The sequence below is a fragment of the Streptomyces aureoversilis genome, assembly GCF_042657885.1.
Lineage (GTDB): Bacteria > Actinomycetota > Actinomycetes > Streptomycetales > Streptomycetaceae > Streptomyces > Streptomyces aureoversilis.
The window spans coordinates 17124-37848 of the sequence record NZ_JBHSKJ010000029.1 but is presented as its reverse complement, the minus strand read 5'-3'; the positions used below and the strand labels follow the sequence as shown (position 1 = coordinate 37848).

Here is a 20725-nt window from a genome sequence, read left to right as displayed (position 1 = left end):
CTCAGCCCACCGACGAGTACGCCACGACACCCCGCAGCAAGCCGTCCACCGCGCGCCGCGCATTGCGCGCCACCGTGCTGCCGTCCTGCGGCGCCGCCGCCGCGATCTGGCCCAGCACGTCGATCAGCTGCTTGCACCACCGCACGAAGTCGCCGGCCGGCATCTCGACCTCCCGCAGGACCTCGTCCAGGCCGTGCCCGGACGCCCAGCGGTACGCGGCCCAGGCGAAGCCGAGGTCCGGCTCGCGCTGGCCGACCCCCTCCGCCTGGTTGATCTTGTGCTGTTCCTCCAGGGCGTCGAGCCGGCCCCAGATGCGGACCATCTCGCCGAGGGCTTCCTTCGCCGGGCCCGTGGGCAGCTTCGGGGGCGCCGCGTCGTCGGCCATGCGCGCCTCGAAGACGAGCGCCGAGGCGCACGCCGCCAGCTCGGCCGGCTTCAGCCCCTCCCACACGCCGTCGCGCAGGCACTCGGAGGCCAGCAGGTCCAGCTCGCCGTAGAGCCGGGCGAGCCGCTTGCCGTGCTCGGTGACCTCGTTCCCGTGCAGGTAGTCCAGGTCGGTCAGGAGCGCGCAGATCCGGTCGAAGGTGCGGGCGATGGTGTTAGTACGCCCCTCGATGCGCCGCTCCAGCTGGCGGGTGTCCCGCAGCAGCCGGTGGTAGCGCTCCGCCCATCGGGCGTGGTCCTCGCGCTCGGAGCAGCCGTGGCAGGGGTGCGCGCGCAGGGCGGCGCGCAGCCGGGTGATCTCGGCGTCGTCGGCGCCGGACGCCCGGGGCCTGCGGTGCCGGTCGGGCACGATGTGGCCCGCCTTGGTGCGCAGTGCGGAGGCGAGGTCGCGGCGCGACTGCGGGGAGCGCGGGTTGAAGGACTTGGGGATCCGCATCCGCTCCAGCGGCTCGACCGGCACGGGGAAGTCCATGGCGGCGAGGCGCTTGACCTGCCGCTCGGCGGTGAGCACCAGCGGGCGCGGGCCGTCGTGGGCGTCGAAGCCGCGGTGGCGGTCGGCGCGGGCGGGCGGCAGGCCGGGGTCCAGCACGAGGGCCAGGCCCGCGTACTTGCCGGTCGGGACGTGGATGACGTCGCCGGGCTTGAGCCGCTCCAGGGCCGTCGCCGCGGCGGCGCGCCGCTGCACCGCACCCTGCTTGGCCAGCTCGTTCTCACGGTCCTTCAGCTCGCGGCGCATCCGGGCGTACTCCTCGAAGTCGCCCAGGTGGCAGGTGACGGCTTCGCGGTAACCCGCAAGGCCCTCCTCGTTCTTCTGCACCTGCCGGGAGATGCCGACGACCGACTTGTCGGCCTGGAACTGCGCGAACGACGTCTCCAGGAGCTCGCGCGAGCGGTGCCGCCCGAACTGCGAGACGAGGTTGACCGCCATGTTGTACGACGGCTTGAAGCTGGAGCGCAGGGGGTACGTGCGAGTGCCCGCGAGGCCCGCGAGCGCGGCCGGGTCCATGGCGCGCTGCCACAGCACGACGGCGTGCCCCTCGACGTCGATGCCGCGGCGCCCCGCCCGGCCCGTCAGCTGGGTGTACTCGCCGGGCGTGATGTCCGCGTGGGTCTCGCCGTTCCACTTGACGAGCTTCTCCAGCACCACCGTGCGGGCCGGCATGTTGATGCCGAGGGCCAGCGTCTCGGTGGCGAAGACGGCCTTGACCAGACCCTTGACGAAGAGCTCCTCGACGACCTCCTTGAAGGTCGGCAGCATGCCCGCGTGGTGGGCGGCGATGCCGCGCTCCAGGCCCTCGAGCCACTCGAAGTAGCCGAGGACGTGCAGGTCCTCGTCGGGGATGGCGGCCGTGCGCTCCTCGACGATCGAGCGGACCCTGGCGCGGGCCTCGTCGTCGTTGAGCCGCAGGCCGGCGTAGAGGCACTGCTGGACGGCGGCCTCGCAGCCGGCGCGGCTGAAGATGAAGGTGATCGCGGGCAGCAGGCCCTCGGCGTCGAGGCGCTCGATGACCTCCGGGCGGCCGGGCGTCCAGATGCGGCTGCGCTGGCGGCGCTCGCGCTCGCGGTCGGCCTCGCGCACCATCTTGCCGCGGCGGCGCTCGCGCGGGTTGTAGGTGCGGCTGTTCTCCATGCGGGCCATGCGCAGCAGGTCGGGGTTGACCTCGCGCCGGGCGGCGCCGCGGCCGCCGTGGTCCGTCTCCTCCTCGAAGAGGTCGTACATCCGCCGGCCGGCGAGCACGTGCTGCCACAGCGGGACGGGCCGCTCCTCGGAGACGATCACCTCGGTGTCGCCGCGCACGGTGTCCAGCCAGTCGCCGAACTCCTCGGCGTTGGAGACGGTGGCCGACAGGGAGACGAGGGTCACCGACTCCGGGAGGTGGATGATGACCTCCTCCCAGACGGCGCCGCGGAAGCGGTCGGAGAGGTAGTGCACCTCGTCCATGACCACGTAGCCCAGGCCGATGAGGGCCTGGGAGTTGGCGTAGAGCATGTTGCGCAGGACCTCGGTGGTCATCACGAGCACCGGGGCGTCGGCGTTGACGCTGTTGTCGCCCGTCAGCAGGCCGACCTTGGCGGCGCCGTAGCGCCTGACGAGATCGCTGTACTTCTGGTTCGACAGCGCCTTGATGGGCGTCGTGTAGAAGCACTTCCGGCCCTGCGTGAGGGCCAGGTGGACGGCGAACTCGCCCACGATGGTCTTGCCCGAACCGGTCGGCGCGGCGACCAGCACACCCTTCCCGCCCTCCAGGGCCTTGCAGGCGTCTATCTGGAAGGGGTCGAGTTCGAATTCGTACATCTCGCGGAACGGTGCGAGCGCGGTGGCCTGCTCGGCAGCGCGCACCCGTGACAGGGCGTAGCGCTCAGCAGGGGACATGTCGTCGGTCATCTTGTCTACGAGACTACCGGTGACCCCCGACAGCGCACCCGATCTTTTATGCAGCCTTTTCCGCAGCTCCGAGCAGGCGCACGGCCTCCGGCACGGTCTCGGCGGTCAGCGGCAGCGGGCCGAGCGGCTCGCCGTCCGCCCAGCCGGTGATCCCGGCCGCGGACAGTGACACCTTGGCGACGCGGTGCACGGTGACCGCGGGGTGATCGAGGTGGGTGCCGCGGTAGACCCGGGGGAAGACCTTCAGCAGGGTGGAGCGGCTGCACGGGCCGACGACGGTGATGTCGAACAGCCCGTCGTCCATGCGGGCGTCCGCGCAGATGCGCATGCCCCCGCCGTACGAGGAGCTGTTGCCGACCGCGACGAGGGTCGCCTCGACCTCCTGCTCCGGGCCGTCGTCCAGCCTGATCCGGTACGGGACGGGGCGCAGCGCCGCCAGCTCGGCGAGCAGGGCCACGTCGTAGCGCAGCCGGCCGGTGGGGAAGCGCATCCGGTTGCCACGGTCGTTGACGCGCGAGTCGAAGCCGGAGGCGAGCACCGTCGCGAAGTACGTCCCGCCGGCCCGGCCGAGGTCCACGGGGCGGCCGCCGTCGCCCTTGAGCGACCGGGCGATGAGCCGGCCGGCCGCCGCGGGGTCGCGGACGGGCAGCCCGGCGGCCCGGGCGAAGTCGTTGCCGGTGCCGGCGGCGACCACGCCGAGCGGGACGGGGGTGCCGGCAACGGCCTGGAGGGCCAGCGAGACCATGCCGTCGCCGCCGACGGCGATCAGCGCGCCGGTGCCGCCCGCCACGGCCTCGCGGGCCCGGCGCAGGGCGTCGGCGGCGTCCTCCCCGAGGACGGTGCGCACGGAGAACCCGGCGGCCCGCAGCGCCCGGGCGGCCGGCTGGGCGGCGGCCGCCCCGCGCCCGCGGCCTGCCGCCGGGTTGACGAAGAGCGTGATGTCGCTGGTCACCCGCCGGACCCTACCGGGTCGGAATGCGCCGAGGGGCGGCCGCTGCGTCAGCGGCCGCCCCTCGGCGGTGTCCGTGCGGCACGCTCCGTCCGGGCGTGCCGGCCCGGTTCACGTCACGTCGTCGTAGCTGTTGCGGGCCGCGTGGCTGCGGTCGTCGCCGGACCGCTCGTGCAGGGCCGGCATCGGCTCGGAGTCGCCGACGGACTGCGGGGTCAGGTCGAGGGGGGAAGCCTCGTCGTCGGACAGCAGCCGGTCGGGGTTGCGGCGCAGGCGACGCTTGTCGTTGAGCATCGAGAAGCCCACCGCACCGAAGTACAGGATGATGATCGGCACGGCCAGGATGCACATGCCGAACGGGTCGGTGCTGGGAGTCGCGATCGCGCCGAAGACGAAGACGCCCATGACGACGCCGCGCCACCACTTGATCATGGTCTTGCCGGTGACCATCCCGGCGATGTTCATCATGACCAGGAGCAGCGGCAGCTCGAAGGCGAGGCCGAAGACGAGGATCATCCGGACGGTGAAGTCGAGGATGTCGTCGAGGTTGAGGGTGTTGGCCGCGGAATCGGGTGTGATCTTCAGCAGCACCCGCATGCTCATCGGCATGATCTCGTAGGCCAGGTAGGCACCGGCGACGAAGAGGGGGGCGGCCGTCGCCACGAAGGCGATCGTGTACTTCTTCTCGTTCTTGTGCAGGCCCGGTGCGAGGAACGCCCACAGCTGGTAGAGCCAGATCGGCGAGGAGAGGGTGACGCCCGCGAGCAGGCACACCTTCACGATCGTCGTGAACGGCGAGGCCAGGCTGTTGAACACCACGACCGCGCAGTTGCCGCCGTGGCTCTGCGCCAGGTCACGGCCCGGGCACTTGGGAACGGGACTCGAGAGGAAGTCCGTGAGCTGCTTCTGGTAGAACGCGGCGACGATGGCGACCACGACGATCGCGATGACCGCCTTGGCCAGCCTGTTGCGCAGCTCACGCAGGTGCTCCGCGAGCGGCATCCGCCCCTCGGGGTCCTTCTCCTTCTTGCGGGCAGACTTGGGCAACCCACGTCCCTATCTCGTGCGGCAGACGGACGCCCCGCGGGCGGCCGCCTCGATCGTCCCTGAAAAAGTGCTGCTCAGCGCTGCTGCGCTGGTCAGTGCTGCGTGGAGCGGTCGCTCGGCTCGGTGACCGGACGCGCGCCGGCCACATCGCCGGGAGCCGCCTTGATCGTACGCGGGGCCTGGCCGGCGGGCGGGTCGGCCGGGGCGGAGGCGTTGTCCTGGCCCTCCGACTTCATGGCCTTCGCCTCGCTCTTGAGGATGCGGGCGGACTTGCCGAGGGAACGCGCCATGTCCGGGAGCTTCTTCGCACCGAACAGCAGGACGATGACGACGAGAATGAGGATGATCTCGGGGGCGCCGAGCCTACCGAACATTTGCGTTTACCTTCTCACCGAGGCGGCATGGGGTGGGGTACTGCCGACTGATCGGACATTTGTCCATCAGCCGTACGGCAGCGATCGTAACGCGCAGGGGTAAACGCCGGGCAATCCCCTTGCGTACTCCCGGCTGCGGCCCCCCGCCTCGTCGCCGGGGCCGCCGAAACAGCGTACCGCCCGGTCAGCGGCCCCAGGAGAGAGCGGGAGCGACGTTGTCAGAACCGCTCATTCCTGGCGCAAAGTGTGCGCGGCCTGCGCACTCGCCGCGGCGAGCGGCGTCGCGGCCCGCTCCAGGTCCTCCGCGGCCCGGCTGATCCGCTGTGAGCTCTCCGACACCTGGCGCGCCAGCCGCCGCACTTCGACCAGCACCCGGGCGGCCAGCACCCCGAGGACGGCGATCCCCAGGAAGGCGAGGGCTACGGCGAGCATGGGCCAGAACATGAGGTGAACCTATCGGGATGTCGGAATGGCTCAAAACAACTGTTTATCGGAGTGTTTCGTACGGACTGTGTTCGTACGCACCGGTCCCGGCAGCGGGCCGGGGCTCACACCGTCGAGTGCAGCCGGAGCGTCCGCACCCCGCCGCCGGTCAGCAGCTCGACGATCCGCTCCCCCGCCGGCTTGCGCACCGCGGAGCCGCAGTCCGGGCAGGTGAAGGAGTAGAAGGTGGTCCGCCGGCTGCCGCCGATCGCCAGCCGCAGCGCACTCGCGGCCAGCTCGAAGCGCCCGCGGCAGTCGGGACAGGCCGCCTTGAACAGCGCGGCTCCCGGCACTCTCCCGTCCATCGCGTCCACCCTCACTCCCCGTACGCCGCAAGGGCCTCGCGGGCCGCGTCCCGCGCGCTGGCCGCCAGCCCGGCCGGCGAGACGATCCGCCCGTCGCCGCCGAGCCGCAGCGCGAGCCGGCGCAGCGAGGCCGGGTCCGGGGTGCGCAGCGTGATCCGCAGGCCCCCGTCGGGCTGCTCCTCGGCGCTGTCGTGCGGGTAGTACTCGGCGACCCAGCGGCCGCCGGGGCCCACCTCGATCACGACCTCCGGGTCCTCCGCGGCCGGCTGCACCAGCCCCTCGGACAGGTCGCGCAGCTCGACCGGCGGCGGATCGGACGGCTCGTCGAGCAGCCGGATTTCGGCCACCCGGTCCAGGCGGAAGGTGCGCCGCGCCTCCGACAGCCGGCACCACGCCTCCATATAGGTGTGGCCCACGACGAACAGCCGGACGGGGTCGACCTCGCGCTCGGTGAGCTCGTCGCGCGCGGGCGAGTAGTACTTGATCCACACGCGGCGGCGCTCGGCGATCGCCCGGTCGACGTCGGCGAAGACGCCGCCCTCGGACTCGAAGGTCACCGACAGCCGGGAGCTCGCGCCCGCCGCCTCGCCGGCCGCGGCCTCGATCTTCGCGGTGGCCCGCACCAGCGCCTGCCGGCCGCTCTCCCGCAGACCGGGCAGCGTGGCCACCGCGCGCGCGGCCACCAGCAGGGCCGTGGCCTCGTCCGCGGCCAGCCGCAGGGGCTCGCCCGTGCTGCTGCCCGAGGCGTCCGGGTTGTGCCACCAGATGCGGTCGCCGTCGGTGTCGATGTCCAGCAGGTCACCGCCGCGGAAGCTGGTGCCGCACATCGGCAGGACGTCGAGGTCGCCGATCAGCTCGTCCTCGGTGATCCCGAAGGCGCGCGCCACGTCGGTGACCCGGGCGCCGGGGCGCTCCCGCAGATAGGTGACCAGCGACAGCATCCGCCGCGTCTGGTCAATGGCGTTTCCGGCCATCAGAAGTCGGTCCGTTCCTCTCAGCCCTCGTCGCGGGCCCTTCGGCCCGTATCCGCTCTCTCAGCCCTTGGCCACGGCGCGCAGCCGGTCGAGCACCTCGGCCCGCAGCTCCGCCGGTTCCAGCACCACCACGTCCGGCCCGAACTCCACGAGCCAGGCGTCCAGCCCGTGCCCGTAGGGGATCTCCAGCTCGTCCCAGCCGTCGCCCAGCTCGCGCGTGGCCAGGGCCCGGGCCCGCAGCGGGTACCCGTGGTCCGCCCGCACCTTGATCAGGGCCGTGCTCGTCGCCGTCTCGCCGGCCCAGCGCTCGACGGTCTCGCGGACGGTCACGTGGTCGGGCACCGGAGCCGTGAAGGGGATGCCCCGCGACCGCACCTTGCCGGTGATCCGGGACAGCCGGAAGACGCGCTCCGCCTTGCGGTCGCGGTCCCAGCCCGCCAGGTACCAGTGGCCGCGCCAGCACTCCAGCGTCCACGGCTCGACGTGCCGCTGCTCGGGGCGGGCCGAATTCGCCTTGCGGTAGTCGAAGGCGACGGGGCGCCGGTCGCGCGCGGCCAGCATCAGCGGCTCGAAGGCCGCCTCGTGGACCGGGATCCGCGTCTCCAGGGCGCTGTGGCCGTAGGCCTCCTCCGCGAGCGGCATCCCGGCGGCCCGCAGCTTCTGCAGCGCCCCGCTGGCCGCGGCGGCCAGACGGGCCTGCTGCCACACGCTGGCGGCCAGGCCCAGGGCGGCCGCCTCCTCGACGTCCAGCGTGATGGGGGGCAGGCGGTTGCTGTCGCGGCGGGCCAGATAGCCGGTCTCGCCGTCGACGCTCTCCACCGTCTCGATGATCAGGCCGAGCTCGCGCAGGTCGTCCTTGTCGCGCTCGAACATGCGGTTGAAGGCGTCCTCGCTGCCCGCGGCGTTGTCCGGGGCCCCGGAGGCCGTTCCGGACGCCGTGCCGTTCCCCGGCCCGAAGGCTTCGAGGTAGGCCTCGATGGAGCCCCTGAGCTCCCGCTTGCTCAGCGGACGGCGCGTCCCCAGCAGGCACAGCGCCAGGTTCATCAGCCGCTCGGCCTTGGCAATCGCCATCGACGCCCTCTCTACTTGTGCTCTCAACCGCTGACCGTACCGCTCCGGCCTGCAAGCGCAAAAGCCGAGGCCCCACGCCCGCAGGCGTGGGGCCTCGGCCCGCACGGAAAGGGTCAGCCCTTGACGGCGACCAGGTCGCAGACGAAGATCAGCGACTCGCCCGGGGCGATGCGGCCGCCACCGGCACCGCGGTCGCCGTACGCCAGGTGCGGCGGGATGACCAGCTTGCGGCGGCCACCGACCTTCATGCCCTGGATGCCCTGGTCCCAGCCCGCGATGACCTGGCCGGCGCCGAGCTGGAACTCCAGCGGCGTGCCGCGGTTCCAGCTGGCGTCGAACTCCTCGCCCGTGGAGAAGGCCACGCCCACGTAGTGGACCTTGGCCAGCTGGCCGGCCTTGGCGACCTCGCCGTCGCCCTCCCAGATCTCGGTGATCTCCAGGTCAGTGGGCTCCGGGCCCTCGGGGAAATCAATCTCGGGCTTGTCGATGCTCACGAAAGTGCTCCTACGAACGAATCTTGTAGACAACCGTGCAAGTCTGGCAGATCCCGGTCAAAGATCAGACCTTGCCCACGATATCGACGACGAACACCAGCGTGTTCTTGTCCAGGCCGCTGCCGGCCTGGCCCTCGTAGCCCAGCTTCGGCGGGATCACCAGCTCGACCCGGTCCCCGACGCGCTTGCCGACCAGGCCCTTGTCCCAGCCCTGGACGACCGAACCGGTGCCGATCTGGAAGCTCGTCGCCCCCGAGTGGTCCCAGGAGGAGTCGAACTTCTTGCCGTCCTCCCACTTCACACCGGTGTACTGGGCGATCAGCCCCTCGCCCGCCTTGATCTCCGGGCCGTTGCCCTTGATCAGCACCTGCTCCTTGAGGTCCGAGGGCGCCTTGGTGTCCTTGGGGATGGTGATCTCCGCGGCCTTCTGCGGGAGCACCTTCACCTCGGGCATGCCCTCGTCCGGCTTGGCCTGGTCACCCTTGACCTCGCTCTTCGGGTCGACCTTCTGGGCACCGACCACGTCGACGACCCAGACCAGGCCGTCCTCCGGCTCCAGGCCCAGCTGCGGGTTGACCTGCTCGCCGATGGTCTCCTTCACCGTGCCCAGGACCTCGACCCGGCTGCCGGCCCGCTGGCCGATCACGGCGTCGGCCACCTTCGCGGGCACCTGCTGGCCCGGCTGGCCCGCGGCGAAGACGTCCTGGCGGCGCACGTCCTTGCCGCCCGGCGTCTGCCCCTGGCTCGACCAGGAACCGCCCAGCGGCTTGTCGTCCTTCATGCTCTGCACGGCGAAGTCGAGGCGGACGAAGCTGCCCTTCTCGACCTTGTCGCCCTTGCCCTCCGACAGCGTCTTCACGGTGAGCTCGTCGCCCGGCTTCGACCCCTTCTCCACGGAGATCTCGGGCTTCTGGCCGAAGTCCCCCTTCACCGAAACCTTCGCTTCGGAGGAGCCCTTGTCGTCACCGCACGCGGCGGCGGAGAACAACAGGACAGGCACGGCCAGCGCCGCGGCCAGGCGACGCGTGTTCATCGTGAGGTTCATCAGTCCAACTCGGGCTAGGGGGTGGCAGAGCAGTGCCCGCCACTTTACGGCCTGATCCTGTGTGATCAACCCTGCCCGACACGGCGGTACGCCGGGCCCCGCGGCCCGGCGCACCCCGCCCGCTCACATCCCTGCGATCAGCTTCTCCACCCGGTCGTCCACCGACCGGAACGGGTCCTTGCACAGCACCGTCCGCTGCGCCTGGTCATTGAGCTTCAGGTGCACCCAGTCGACCGTGAAGTCGCGCCGCTGCTCCTGTGCGCGGCGGATGAAGTCGCCCCGCAGCCGGGCCCGCGTCGTCTGCGGGGGCACGGACTTGCCCTCGAAGATCTTCAGGTCGTTGCACACCCGGGCCGCGCGGCCGCGCTTCTCCAGCAGGTAGTACAGCCCGCGGCGGCGGTGGATGTCGTGGTACGCGAGGTCTATCTGCGCGACCCTCGGGTGCGACATGGTGATGTTGTTCTTCGCCCGGTACTGCTCGATGAGCTGGTACTTCATCACCCAGTCGATCTCGGTGGAGATCCGGTCCAGGTCCTCGTCCCGGACGGCCTCCAGGGTGCGGCCCCACAGCTCCAGGACCCGCTCCACCGTGCCGGTGCGGATGCCGCGGCGCTCGCAGAAGTCCACGGCCTTCTCGTAGTACTCCTGCTGGACCTCCAGGGCCGAGGCCTCGCGCCCGCTCGCGAGCCGGACCTTCCGCCGGCCCGTGATGTCGTGGCTGACCTCGCGGATGGCCCGGATCGGATTCTCCAGCGTGAGGTCGCGCATGACCGTGCCCGCCTCGATCATGCGCAGCACCAGGTCCGTCGCGCCGACCTTCAGCAGCATCGTCGTCTCGGACATGTTGGAGTCGCCGACGATGACGTGCAGGCGGCGGTAGCGCTCGGCGTCGGCGTGCGGCTCGTCGCGGGTGTTGATGATCGGGCGGGAGCGGGTGGTCGCCGAGCTGACGCCCTCCCAGATGTGCTCCGCGCGCTGGCTGACGCAGTAGACCGCGCCGCGGGGCGTCTGCAGGACCTTCCCCGCCCCGCACAGCAGCTGCCGCGTCACCAGGAAGGGGATGAGGATGTCCGCAAGACGCGAGAACTCCCCGTGCCGCGCGACGAGATAGTTCTCGTGGCAGCCGTAGGAGTTCCCGGCGGAGTCGGTGTTGTTCTTGAAGAGGTAGACGTCGCCCGCGATCCCCTCCTCGTGCAGGCGCCGCTCGGCGTCGACGAGCAGGCCCTCGAGAATGCGCTCCCCCGCCTTGTCGTGGGTGACCAGCTCGACCACGCTGTCGCACTCCGGAGTTGCGTATTCGGGGTGCGAACCCACATCCAGGTAGAGACGCGCTCCGTTGCGCAGGAAGACATTGCTGCTGCGGCCCCAGGAAACGACACGGCGGAAGAGGTAGCGCGCCACTTCGTCAGGCGACAGCCGGCGCTGTCCCCTGAAGGTGCACGTGACGCCGTACTCGTTCTCCAGCCCGAAAATGCGGCGGTCCATGCCTGAACATTACGCCTGATGCCCTGCGCTGAAACCGGGTTCGACCGCACCGTTCCGATCATTTTCCGACCGGGCCACGATGGGCGACGGGGTCGCGGGAGCCTGCAGCCACCGGCGGGCCGCCACCATGACGAGCAGCGCCGCCGCGCCGCCGCCCACGGCGACCAGGTACCCCGCCCGCGCACCGCCACTCTGGACCGCCGGGCCGACCACGCCGGAACCGATGGCCGCGCCCACGCCGAAGGAGGTCACCAGCCAGGAGAAGGCCTCCGTGACGGTGCCCCGCGGCGCGTGCCGGTCCACGACGACGAAGGCACAGGCCAGACAGGGCGCCAGGAAGATGCCGGCGACACCCGCGAGCACCGTCATCATCACGGTGCCCGGGACCAGCAGCAGCGGCACGTAGCAGACCGCGAGCCCGGCCACGAGGAGCCGCAGGCGCTGCTCCGGCGTGCCCGGCCACTGGCGGTGGCCGTAGACCGTGCCGCCGATGAGGGCGCCCACGCCGATCGCGGAGAGGATGTACCCGGCGGTGGCGTCGTTGCCGGCGTCCTTGCCGTAGGCGATCGCCGCCACGGCGATCGAGCCCAGCGCGGTGCCTATGAAGAAGAACGTGCCGAGGACGACGCGCAGCCCGGGCGAGCGCAGCGCGCCCAGCCAGTGCGCCTCGCGCGGCGCGCTGCGCCACTCCCGTGAGGGCCGCGAGGTGACGACGGCGAGCGCACCCAGGGCGCCGAGGGCGTTGATCACGAACAGCGCGGCGGCCGGGGACCACAGGGCGACCATGCCGGAGATGATCAGCGGGCCGACGACGTACATCAGCTCCTGGGCGATGGCGTCCAGGGAGTACGCGGCGTGGATCCGCTCCTCGCTCTTGAGGACCGAGGGCCACAGCGCCCGCAGGCCGCCCTCCAGCGGCGGGGTGAAGAATCCGGACACCACCATGGCCGCGTACGCTAGGAAGGCCGGCTCCGGGCCGGTGACGGCGAAGACCGCCATGCCGAGCGCGGCCATCAGGGCCGACGGGAGCATGACGCGGGGCTGGCCGTAGAGGTCGACGGCCCGGCCGAGCAGGGGCTGGCCGACGGCGTTCGCCACACCGTAGACGGCGGACAGTGCTCCGGCGAACGCGAAGCTGCCGCCCTCGGCGAGGACGAACAGCGGGATCGCGAGCGCGGCCGTGGCATTCGGCAGGCGGCCCACCAGCGTGCCTGTGAGCAGGCGCGCGGCGTGCCGCGTTCTGAGCATCTCGCCGTAGCCGGCCGCCATCGGTGACTTCCTCTCTTCCCCGAGCCTCGGGTTTTACGTATAACTAGAAGCGTCATACGTATCATGGCCGCAGCCCGCGGGTCCAACGCCGCAGGCTGCGCCACCAGGGGAGGCACCGACAGTGACCAGCGGCGACGAGACAGGGCAGCGCCGCGACGAGCGGTGGCCCACGGCCCGCGGTCCCCGCGCCGGGGCCCGCGCCACCAGCCGCGACGTCGCCCGGGCCGCGGGGGTCTCCCAGGCCACGGTCTCCCTCGTCATGGGCGAGAAGTGGCGGGGCCGGGTCTCCGAGCGCACCGCCGAGGCCGTCCGCTCCGCCGCCCGCAGCCTGGGATACCGCCCCAACCTCGCCGCCCGCGACCTCCGCCTCGGCCGCACCCGCACGGTGCTGCTCGTCGTTCCGGCGCTGACCAACGAATTCTTCGCCCGGGTCCACACCGGCGTGGTCCGCGTGGCACGCGAGCACGGCCTCGGCGTCGTCCTCTACCTCTCCCCCGAGGGCACCGGCCCGGCCCGCGACCCGTTCGCCTCCGCCAGCGCCACCCTCGACGGCGTCCTCGCCTCCTCGATGGCCGCCGAGGCGCTCGGCTCGATCCGGGGCGGCGGCCTCCCGCTCGTCATGCTCGACAGCGACCCCGGGCACGAGGGCGCCTCCGCCACCGTCAACCCCGAGATCGCCGACGGCATGCGCCAGGTCGCGGAGCACCTGCTGGGCCTCGGCCACCGGCGGTTCCTGCACCTCGCCTCGGACATCGACACCTGGACGTTCCGGGTCCGCGCCCGGGCGCTGGCGAACGCCCTGCGCGGGACGGACGGCGCGGTCGTGCGGACCGAGCGGGCGCCCCTGACCGTCGCCGACGGGCTGCGCGCCACCGAGAGGGCCCTCGCCGAGCCCGGCCACCGCCCGACCGCCATCGTCTGCGACGACGACGTCCTCGCCGCGGGTGCGTGCAAGGCCGCCCGCCGGCTGGGCCTGCACGTGCCCGCCGACCTCTCCGTCACCGGCTTCACCGACCTGGCCCTCGCCACGGCCGTCGAGCCCGAGCTCACCACCGTGCAGCTGCCGGCCGAAGCGGTCGGCGAGGCCGGCATGCGCGCCCTCGTGGCCGTCCTCGACGGGCGGCCGCCGGCCCCCGAGGCCCTCCCGGTCCGGCTCGTCACCCGCGGCACCACGGCTTACGCCCGCCCGTAGCGCCCGTAGCCTCCGTAGGCTTCCGTCGTTTCCGGGCGGCGAAACAGCGTGCGCCCCGCCGGGATGACCGGCGGGGCGCACGCTGTTTCGGCAAGCAGAAGAATCAGCTCTCGGACGAGGCCGCGCCGCCCTCCTCGGACGAACCCTCCGGCTCCGCACCGGACTCGGCGGCACCGGAGGCGGCCGCGCCGCTGGACGTGCCCTCCTCCAGCAGACGCGACAGCTGACGGCCCAGCAGCCGCTTGAACTTCCGCTGCTGCGGCCGCGTCCGGTCCAGGACGGCGACCTCCAGCTGCTCGGAGGTGAGCGTGCGCTCGCCGCCGTTGTTGTCGCGGGTGAGGGACTCGACCGCGAGCTTCAGCGCCTCCGAGAGGGTCATCCCGTCGCGGTGCCGCTGATCGAGGTAATTGCTGATCTGATCGGCATTGCCACCGACGGCGACCGAACCGTGCTCATCCACGATCGAGCCGTCGTGCGGCAGCCGGTAGATCTGATCGTCCTCGGGCGCCGCGCCGACCTCGGCGACGATCAGCTCCACCTCGTAGGGCTTCTCGGCGGCGCTGGAGAAGATCGAACCCAGCGTCTGTGCGTAGACGTTGGCCAGGCCACGGGCCGTGACGTCGTCCCGGTCGTAGGTGTAACCGCGCAGATCCGCGTAGCGCACACCGCCGATCCGCAGGTTCTCGAATTCGTTGTATTTGCCGACCGCTGCGAAAGCGATCCGGTCGTAGATCTCGCTGACCTTGTGCAGGGCCCGGGACGGGTTCTCGGCAACGAAGACAACGCCATCGGTGTACTGGAGCACCACGACACTGCGGCCGCGCGCGATGCCCTTGCGGGCGTACTCGGCGCGGTCGGCCATGGCCTGCTGAGGAGATACGTAGAACGGCGTCGACACCGGTTATCCGTCCCTTTCTGTCAATGAGGGGTACATGCTGACCGGGGCCTCAGAGGAGGGCGGCCCGGGGGCCGTCCGGCTCCTGGAGGCGCCGGTCGTGGATCGCCCGGACGATCTCGGAGCACTCCGCCTCGGTGAGCTTTCGGAACCCCTCGTCGGTGATGACGGTGACGATCGGATAGATACGGCGTGCAAGATCCGGTCCGCCGGTCGCGGAGTCGTCGTCGGCGGCGTCGTAGAGCGCCTGGACGACGAGCGTGAGGGCCTGGCTCTCCGTCAGATCCTCACGGAAGAGCTTCTTCAGCGCCCCCCGGGCGAAGACCGAACCCGAGCCGGTGGCGGCGAAGCCGCGCTCCTCCGAGCGCCCGCCGGTCACGTCGTAGGAGAAGATCCGGCCCTTCTGGCGGTCCACGTCCCAGCCGGCGAAGAGCGGCACCACGGCCAGGCCCTGCATGGCCATGCCGAGGTTGCCGCGGATCATCGTCGACAGCCGGTTCGCCTTGCCCTCCAGCGAGAGCTGAACCCCTTCGACCTTCTCGAAGTGCTCCAGCTCCAGCTGGAAGAGCTTGACCATCTCCACGGCCAGACCGGCCGTGCCGGCGATGCCCACCGCCGAGTACTCGTCGGCCGGGAAGACCTTCTCGATGTCACGCTGGGCGATGACGTTGCCCATCGTGGCCCGCCGGTCACCGGCCAGCACCACGCCGCCGGGGAACGACGCCGCGACGATCGTCGTGCCGTGCGGGATCTCCACGGCGCCCTGCACCGCGGGGAGCGGCCGGTTGCCCGGGAGCAGCTCCGGGGAGTGCGAGGCCAGGAAATCCATGAACGACGAGGAACCGGGGGTCAGGAAGGCAGCCGGCAGATGCCCGGTGCTACGAGTGTTGGCTTCCACACGTTTCCTTCCACGTATGCAGCGGCCCGCCCCATGACGTCCGCTCGATCCTTGAACCGCCCCAGGGCCGCGTCGGAGCTGGGGCACAGTACGCCACGGACCTTACCGGTCCCATGATCATGATCGACAGGCGTGGGCGGCCGCCTACTCGCCGCCCTTCTGCACGAAGGAGCGCACGAAGTCCTCGGCGTTCTCCTCGAGGACGTCGTCGATCTCGTCCAGCACGGAGTCGACGTCGTCCGACAGCTTCTCCTGCCGCTCCTTGAGGTCCTCCGAGACCTGCGCGTCCTGCGCCTGCTCCTCGACGTCCTCTGTGGATCGCGTGGCCTTCTGCTGACCGCCGCCGGTGTCCTTGGTCGCCATATCCCTCACCCCGCTCGGTTCGACGTACAAGATCGGACGTACTCAGTCGTACTCAGCCCTGCAAGATCAGACCCTACAAGCAGGGTCCGACATCGGCCCTGTACTTGCTACAACGTCCCGGAACCACGGTGATGATTCCCTGAACGCCGTCCTCTCAGACCTGCTCAGCCCCCGGAGAGCACCCGGACCAGCTCCTCCGCGGTGCGGCAGCGGTCCAGGAGCTCCTTGACGTGGTTGCGCGTACCGCGCAGCGGCTCCAGGGTGGGCACCCGCTGCAGGGAGTCACGGCCCGGGAGGTCGAAGATCACCGAGTCCCAGGAGGCCGCGGCCACGTCGTCCGCGTACTGCTCCAGGCAGCGGCCGCGGAAGTAGGCCCGCGTGTCCTCGGGCGGGACCGTGCGGGCGCGCTCCACCTCGGTCTCGTCCAGCAGCCGCTTCATCTTGCCGCGGGCCGCGAGCCGGTTGTACAGGCCCTTGTCCGCCCGGACGTCCGCGTACTGCAGGTCCACCAGGTGCAGGCGGGCCGCGTCCCAGCCCAGGCCGTCGCGGCGGCGGTAGCCCTCCAGGAGCTCCCGCTTGGCCACCCAGTCCAGCTCGCCGGCCAGGCTCATCGGATCGTGCTCCAGCCGGTTCAGCACGTCCTCCCAGCGGCCGAGCACGTCCTTGGTCTGCTCGTCGGCATCCGCCCCGAAGCGGTTCTCGACGTACTTGCGGGCCAGCTCGTAGTACTCCATCTGGAGCTGTACGGCGGTGAGCGTGCGGCCGCTGCGGAGCGTGATGAGGTGCTGCAGGGTGGGGTCGTGGCTGACCTGGTGGAGGGTGCGCACCGGCTGGTCGACGGCGAGGTCGGAGACGATGAAGCCGTCCTCGATCATGGACAGGACCAGGGCGGTCGTGCCCAGCTTGAGGTAGGTGGAGATCTCCGAGAGGTTGGCGTCGCCGATGATCACGTGGAGCCGGCGGTACTTCTCGGCGTCGGCGTGCGGCTCGTCGCGGGTGTTGATGATCGGCCGCTTGAGCGTGGTCTCCAGGCCCACCTCGACCTCGAAGTAGTCCGCGCGCTGGCTGAGCTGGAAGCCGTGCTCGTGACCGTCCTGGCCGATGCCCACGCGGCCGGCGCCGGTGACCACCTGGCGGCAGACGAAGAAGGGCGTCAGGTGGCGCACGATGTCCGAGAAGGGGGTCTCCCGCTTCATCAGGTAGTTCTCGTGGGTGCCGTAGGACGCGCCCTTGTTGTCGGTGTTGTTCTTGTAGAGGTGGATCGGCTGGGCTCCGGGCAGCTGGGCGGCGCGCTCGGCGGCCTCGGCCATGATCCGCTCGCCGGCCTTGTCCCACAGGACGGCGTCCCGGGGATTGGTGATCTCCGGGGAGCTGTACTCGGGGTGGGCGTGGTCGACGTAGAGTCGCGCGCCGTTGGTCAGGATGACGTTGGCGAGGCCGATGTCCTCGTCGGTGAGCTGGCTGGAGTCCGCGGCTTCGCGGGCGAGGTCGAAGCCCCGGGCGTCCCGCAGCGGGTTCTCCTCCTCGAAGTCCCAGCGGGCGCGTCGCGCCCGGTGCATCGCCGCGGCGTAGGCGTTGACGATCTGGGACGAGGTGAGCATGGCATTGGCGTTCGGGTGACCGGGGACGGAGATCCCGTACTCCGTCTCAATGCCCATTACTCGCCGTACGGTCATGCGGCCCTCCTTGCCCGGCGGCGCCCCCTGGTGGGGTCGGCGCTCAAGTACCGCTGCGCATCCGGTCCGTGTCCGGCCCTCGATCCCCCATCGCGCTGTGCGGCGGTATCGAAGAGCCTAGAACGGCTTTGCGGCGGTGGGGAGATCATTACAGTCATTGCTCCGGTTCGTGGCGTACCCGGGCCATGGACGCTCCCCGTGGCGAAATCCTGGCGAGAAACCCGTCGGAAAACGACGCGGGCGGCGGGAAAACACATCCGGCCGCGGTTGTCCCGGGTGTGCCCCCGCCGGGGCGGGGGGCACGGGACATCCGCAGCCGGACGCTGGTGCTAGAGGTACTGGCCGGTATTGGCCACCGTGTCGATCGAGCGGCCGGTGTCGGCGCCCTGCTTCCCGGTGACGAGGGTGCGGATGAAGACGATCCGCTCGCCCTTCTTGCCGGAGATCCGGGCCCAGTCGTCCGGGTTGGTGGTGTTGGGCAGGTCCTCGTTCTCCTTGAACTCGTCGACGCAGGCGGCGAGCAGGTGGGAGACGCGCAGACCCTTCTGGTTGTGGTCGAGGAAGGCCTTGATGGCCATCTTCTTCGCCCGGTCCACGATGTTCTGGATCATGGCGCCGGAGTTGAAGTCCTTGAAGTAGAGGACTTCCTTGTCGCCGTTGGCGTAGGTGACCTCGAGGAAGCGGTTTTCCTCGGACTCGGCGTACATCTGCTCGACGACCGACTGGATCATGCCGGCCACGGCGGCCTTGGGGTCGCCCCCGTGCTCGGTGAGGTCGTCCGCGTGGATGGGCAGGGTCCGGGTCAGGTACTTCGAGAAGATGTCCTTGGCGGCTTCCGCGTCCGGGCGCTCGATCTTGATCTTCACGTCGAGGCGGCCGGGGCGCAGGATCGCCGGGTCGATCATGTCCTCCCGGTTGGAGGCGCCGATCACGATCACGTTCTCCAGGCCCTCGACGCCGTCGATCTCCGAGAGGAGCTGGGGGACGATGGTGTTCTCGACGTCCGAGCTGACCCCGGAGCCGCGGGTGCGGAAGAGGGAGTCCATCTCGTCGAAGAACACGATGACCGGGGTGCCCTCGCTCGCCTTCTCCCGGGCGCGCTGGAAGATCAGCCGGATGTGCCGCTCGGTCTCCCCGACGTACTTGTTGAGGAGCTCGGGGCCCTTGATGTTGAGGAAGAAGCTCTTCCCCGCGGGCTTGCCGGTGACCTCGGCGACCTTCTTGGCAAGGGAGTTGGCGACGGCCTTGGCGATGAGCGTCTTGCCGCAGCCGGGCGGACCGTACAGCAGCACGCCCTTGGGCGGCCGCAGTTCGTGCTCCTTGAAGAGGTCGGGGTAGAGGTAGGGGAGCTCGACCGCGTCGCGGATCAGCTCGATCTGGTTCCCCAGACCGCCGATCTTGGTGTAGTCGATGTCCGGGACCTCTTCGAGGACAAGTTCCTCGACCTCGCTCTTCGGGATGATCTCGTAGACGTAGCCGGATCGGGGTTCGAGGAGCAGGGCGTCCCCGGGGCGGATGGTGGTGTCCAGCAGCGGCTCGGCGAGCCTCACCACCCGCTCCTCGTCGGTGTGCCCGATGACCAGGGCGCGCTCGCCGTCCTCGAGGATCTCCTTGAGGGTGACGATGTCCCCGGCTCGTTCGAACTCCATGGCTTCGACCACGTTGAGCGCTTCGTTGAGCATGACCTCCTGGCCCCGCCGGAGGTCCTCCGCGTCGACGCTGGGGCTGACGTTCACCCGGAGCTTGCGGCCCCCGGTGAAGATGTCGGCCGTGCCGTCGTCGTTGGCCTTGAGGAAGACTCCGAAGCCGGCCGGCGGCTGCGCGAGCCGGTCGACCTCCTCCTTGAGGGCGACGATCTGGTCGCGCGCCTCGCGGAGGGTGTTGGCGAGCCGCTCGTTCTGAGCGGACACTCCGGCCAGGTTGGTCTGGAGCTCGACGATCCGCTCTTCGAGAATCCTCGTGTGACGCGGAGAGTCGGCGAGCTTGCGCCGCAGGACGGCGATCTCCTGCTCGTAATAGGCAACCTGGCTCGCGAGGTCGTCGGACGCTCGTCCCGGCCGGATGCCGCGGTTCATGTCGTCGTCGTGGGCTGCCACGGTCCTCACCTCCTCCAAGGGGAGCTGGACGCTTCCTGACCCTACCTGGGCCGGTGCAGGTTGAAACCCCTAGATCACAAACCCGGTCGGAGTGTGTCCGATCTTCACCCTTGCGCACGTCCCCACAGCAGGGGAATACCCACCCATCAACATCGGAAAGCGGGCGGTTGTATCGTCGAGTCGGTCAACACCCGTCAGGGCTGGCTCCAATTGATTCACGTACGCAGGAAACGGCAGGGCGAGATGACCGTGCAGAACGACGACCGCGCGGAGGCGGCCGGGGTCCCGGCGGCCCCGGGGGCCACGGCGACCGCAGCGGACGGCCCGGGGCCCGCCCCGGAGGCGGACGGCGAGGCCCTGGAGGTCTGGATCGACCAGGACCTGTGCACCGGGGACGGGATCTGCGCCCAGTACGCGCCCGAGGTCTTCGAGCTGGACATCGACGGCCTGGCGTACGTGAAGAGCGCCGACGACGAGCTGCTGCAGGAGCCGGGCGCGACCACGCCCGTGCCGCTGCCCCTGCTCACGGATGTCCGTGACTCGGCCAAGGAATGCCCGGGCGACTGTATTCATGTCCGCCGCATTTCGGACAAGGTGGAGATCTACGGCCCGGACGCCGGGTAACGGATCACACACTCCCTGCTACGGGCATCGGCCGGAGCACGAACTTCCCGTTCTTCCAGTGCCATTCGACGGTCCGGCTCCTGTCCGGGCAGCAACGGGGCACGTCCGGGCCGGAGTAGCCGAGCAGAGTGGCCGAAACGGTGCCCCGGGTGACGGTGAGACCGGTGACGGTCATCTTCTCCCGGGGGTCCACGAGCGTGGCCAGGACGCGGGGCCGCCCGCCCGGCTCGCGGGGCGCGGCGAGGACGTAGACGCCGCTGGGCGGAGTGCCGCCGCCGGCGCGGCAGCGCGCGACGGCCACCGTCTCGGGCCGGCCGTCGCCGTCGAGGTCGCTGGTGACCTGCTGGACGACGTCGGGCCCGCCGCCGGGGCCGCAGCGCAGGGGGAAGCGGGCCGGGAGCGGTGCGGAGGCCTCTGCGGTCGCGGCGGAGGCGGCGGCCGGGGCGGGCGCGGGATCCTCGCGCGGGCCGACGGCCACCGCTGCCGCGACGACGGCGGCCAGGGCCGCGGCGGTGGCCAGCCAGTGGCCGGGCCCGGAGCGGGTGTGCGGCTGCGCGGCGGGCTCAGGGGCGGGACGGGCACTGTCTGCCGGTGGCTGCACGCGCGCTGACTCCTGTGGCGGTGGCTGCGGGGATGCGGAATCGATCAGCATCGT

Annotated in this window: 20 protein-coding genes and 1 pseudogene; 2 read left to right on the top strand and 19 right to left on the bottom strand. The window is 70.9% G+C overall.

Annotated elements, in window-relative coordinates; all coding sequences use genetic code 11:
- Position 1 precedes the first annotated feature (1 nt).
- The 12 genes from ACFPP6_RS33725 to ACFPP6_RS33670 form a co-directional block, all read right to left on the bottom strand.
- Entirely contained in the window at positions 2-2830 is a 2829-nt protein-coding gene (locus tag ACFPP6_RS33725) for a DEAD/DEAH box helicase (RefSeq protein ID WP_382050385.1), read from the bottom strand.
- 46 nt (positions 2831-2876) lie between these two features.
- Positions 2877-3782, bottom strand: a complete 906-nt coding sequence (locus ACFPP6_RS33720) for a diacylglycerol kinase (RefSeq protein ID WP_382050383.1) — start codon at positions 3780-3782, stop codon at positions 2877-2879.
- 108 nt (positions 3783-3890) lie between these two features.
- The gene (tatC, locus tag ACFPP6_RS33715) at positions 3891-4781 is read right to left on the bottom strand and encodes a twin-arginine translocase subunit TatC (RefSeq protein ID WP_382050464.1); all 891 of its coding nucleotides are present in this window, start codon (positions 4779-4781) and stop codon (positions 3891-3893) included.
- A gap of 137 nt (positions 4782-4918) precedes the next feature.
- On the bottom strand, positions 4919-5200 hold the full coding sequence (gene tatA / locus ACFPP6_RS33710) for a Sec-independent protein translocase subunit TatA (RefSeq protein ID WP_168096926.1): 282 nt from the start codon (positions 5198-5200) through the stop codon (positions 4919-4921).
- Positions 5201-5428: 228 nt separating this feature from the next.
- Positions 5429-5644, bottom strand: a complete 216-nt coding sequence (locus ACFPP6_RS33705) for a hypothetical protein (protein ID WP_058045174.1) — start codon at positions 5642-5644, stop codon at positions 5429-5431.
- 104 nt (positions 5645-5748) lie between these two features.
- Complete coding sequence (locus ACFPP6_RS33700; protein ID WP_058047005.1) at positions 5749-5988, bottom strand: hypothetical protein; 240 nt, start codon at positions 5986-5988, stop codon at positions 5749-5751.
- A gap of 11 nt (positions 5989-5999) precedes the next feature.
- A complete protein-coding gene (locus tag ACFPP6_RS33695; RefSeq protein WP_382050380.1) occupies positions 6000-6962 on the bottom strand; it encodes a helix-turn-helix transcriptional regulator in 963 nt (320 codons plus the stop codon).
- Positions 6963-7022: 60 nt separating this feature from the next.
- A complete protein-coding gene (locus tag ACFPP6_RS33690) occupies positions 7023-8033 on the bottom strand; it encodes a helix-turn-helix transcriptional regulator (protein ID WP_382050378.1) in 1011 nt (336 codons plus the stop codon).
- 113 nt (positions 8034-8146) lie between these two features.
- Positions 8147-8527 carry an FKBP-type peptidyl-prolyl cis-trans isomerase gene (locus ACFPP6_RS33685; RefSeq protein ID WP_382050376.1) on the bottom strand — a complete coding sequence of 127 codons (381 nt, stop codon included), beginning with the start codon at positions 8525-8527 and terminating at the stop codon, positions 8147-8149.
- A gap of 64 nt (positions 8528-8591) precedes the next feature.
- The gene (locus ACFPP6_RS33680) at positions 8592-9560 is read right to left on the bottom strand and encodes an FKBP-type peptidyl-prolyl cis-trans isomerase (RefSeq protein WP_382050374.1); all 969 of its coding nucleotides are present in this window, start codon (positions 9558-9560) and stop codon (positions 8592-8594) included.
- A gap of 135 nt (positions 9561-9695) precedes the next feature.
- Positions 9696-11057 carry a Pup--protein ligase gene (pafA, locus tag ACFPP6_RS33675; RefSeq protein WP_168094223.1) on the bottom strand — a complete coding sequence of 454 codons (1362 nt, stop codon included), beginning with the start codon at positions 11055-11057 and terminating at the stop codon, positions 9696-9698.
- Between the two features lie 9 nt (positions 11058-11066).
- On the bottom strand, positions 11067-12326 hold the full coding sequence (locus ACFPP6_RS33670; RefSeq protein WP_382050372.1) for an MFS transporter: 1260 nt from the start codon (positions 12324-12326) through the stop codon (positions 11067-11069).
- Positions 12327-12447: 121 nt separating this feature from the next.
- Between ACFPP6_RS33670 and ACFPP6_RS33665 the strand changes: the two genes are divergently transcribed.
- Positions 12448-13518, top strand: a complete 1071-nt coding sequence (locus tag ACFPP6_RS33665; RefSeq protein WP_382050370.1) for a LacI family DNA-binding transcriptional regulator — start codon at positions 12448-12450, stop codon at positions 13516-13518.
- Positions 13519-13621: 103 nt separating this feature from the next.
- Here the strand turns inward: ACFPP6_RS33665 and prcA are convergent, their stop codons facing one another.
- The 6 genes and pseudogenes from prcA to arc form a co-directional block, all read right to left on the bottom strand.
- Positions 13622-14416 carry a proteasome subunit alpha gene (gene prcA, locus ACFPP6_RS33660; RefSeq protein ID WP_382050368.1) on the bottom strand — a complete coding sequence of 265 codons (795 nt, stop codon included), beginning with the start codon at positions 14414-14416 and terminating at the stop codon, positions 13622-13624.
- Between the two features lie 49 nt (positions 14417-14465).
- Entirely contained in the window at positions 14466-15311 is an 846-nt protein-coding gene (prcB, locus tag ACFPP6_RS33655) for a proteasome subunit beta (protein WP_382050366.1), read from the bottom strand.
- Positions 15263-15436 (bottom strand): annotated as a pseudogene (locus ACFPP6_RS33650) (endonuclease domain-containing protein); the annotation flags it as partial. The gene prcB and the pseudogene ACFPP6_RS33650, both read right to left, overlap by 49 nt.
- 19 nt (positions 15437-15455) lie before the next feature.
- Entirely contained in the window at positions 15456-15674 is a 219-nt protein-coding gene (locus ACFPP6_RS33645) for a ubiquitin-like protein Pup (RefSeq protein ID WP_058045164.1), read from the bottom strand.
- 164 nt (positions 15675-15838) lie between these two features.
- Positions 15839-17350, bottom strand: coding sequence for a depupylase/deamidase Dop (dop, locus tag ACFPP6_RS33640; protein WP_382050364.1), 1512 nt, complete (start codon positions 17348-17350; stop codon positions 15839-15841).
- Positions 17351-17679: 329 nt separating this feature from the next.
- Positions 17680-19446, bottom strand: coding sequence for a proteasome ATPase (gene arc, locus ACFPP6_RS33635; RefSeq protein WP_256791511.1), 1767 nt, complete (start codon positions 19444-19446; stop codon positions 17680-17682).
- 357 nt (positions 19447-19803) lie between these two features.
- Here arc and ACFPP6_RS33630 point away from each other — a divergent pair, with 357 nt between their 5' ends.
- Positions 19804-20070 carry a ferredoxin gene (locus ACFPP6_RS33630; protein ID WP_058047003.1) on the top strand — a complete coding sequence of 89 codons (267 nt, stop codon included), beginning with the start codon at positions 19804-19806 and terminating at the stop codon, positions 20068-20070.
- 4 nt (positions 20071-20074) lie between these two features.
- On the opposite strand, the gene ACFPP6_RS33625 is transcribed toward ACFPP6_RS33630, so the two are convergent.
- Positions 20075-20671 carry a hypothetical protein gene (locus ACFPP6_RS33625; RefSeq protein ID WP_382050361.1) on the bottom strand — a complete coding sequence of 199 codons (597 nt, stop codon included), beginning with the start codon at positions 20669-20671 and terminating at the stop codon, positions 20075-20077.
- Positions 20672-20725 lie beyond the last annotated feature (54 nt).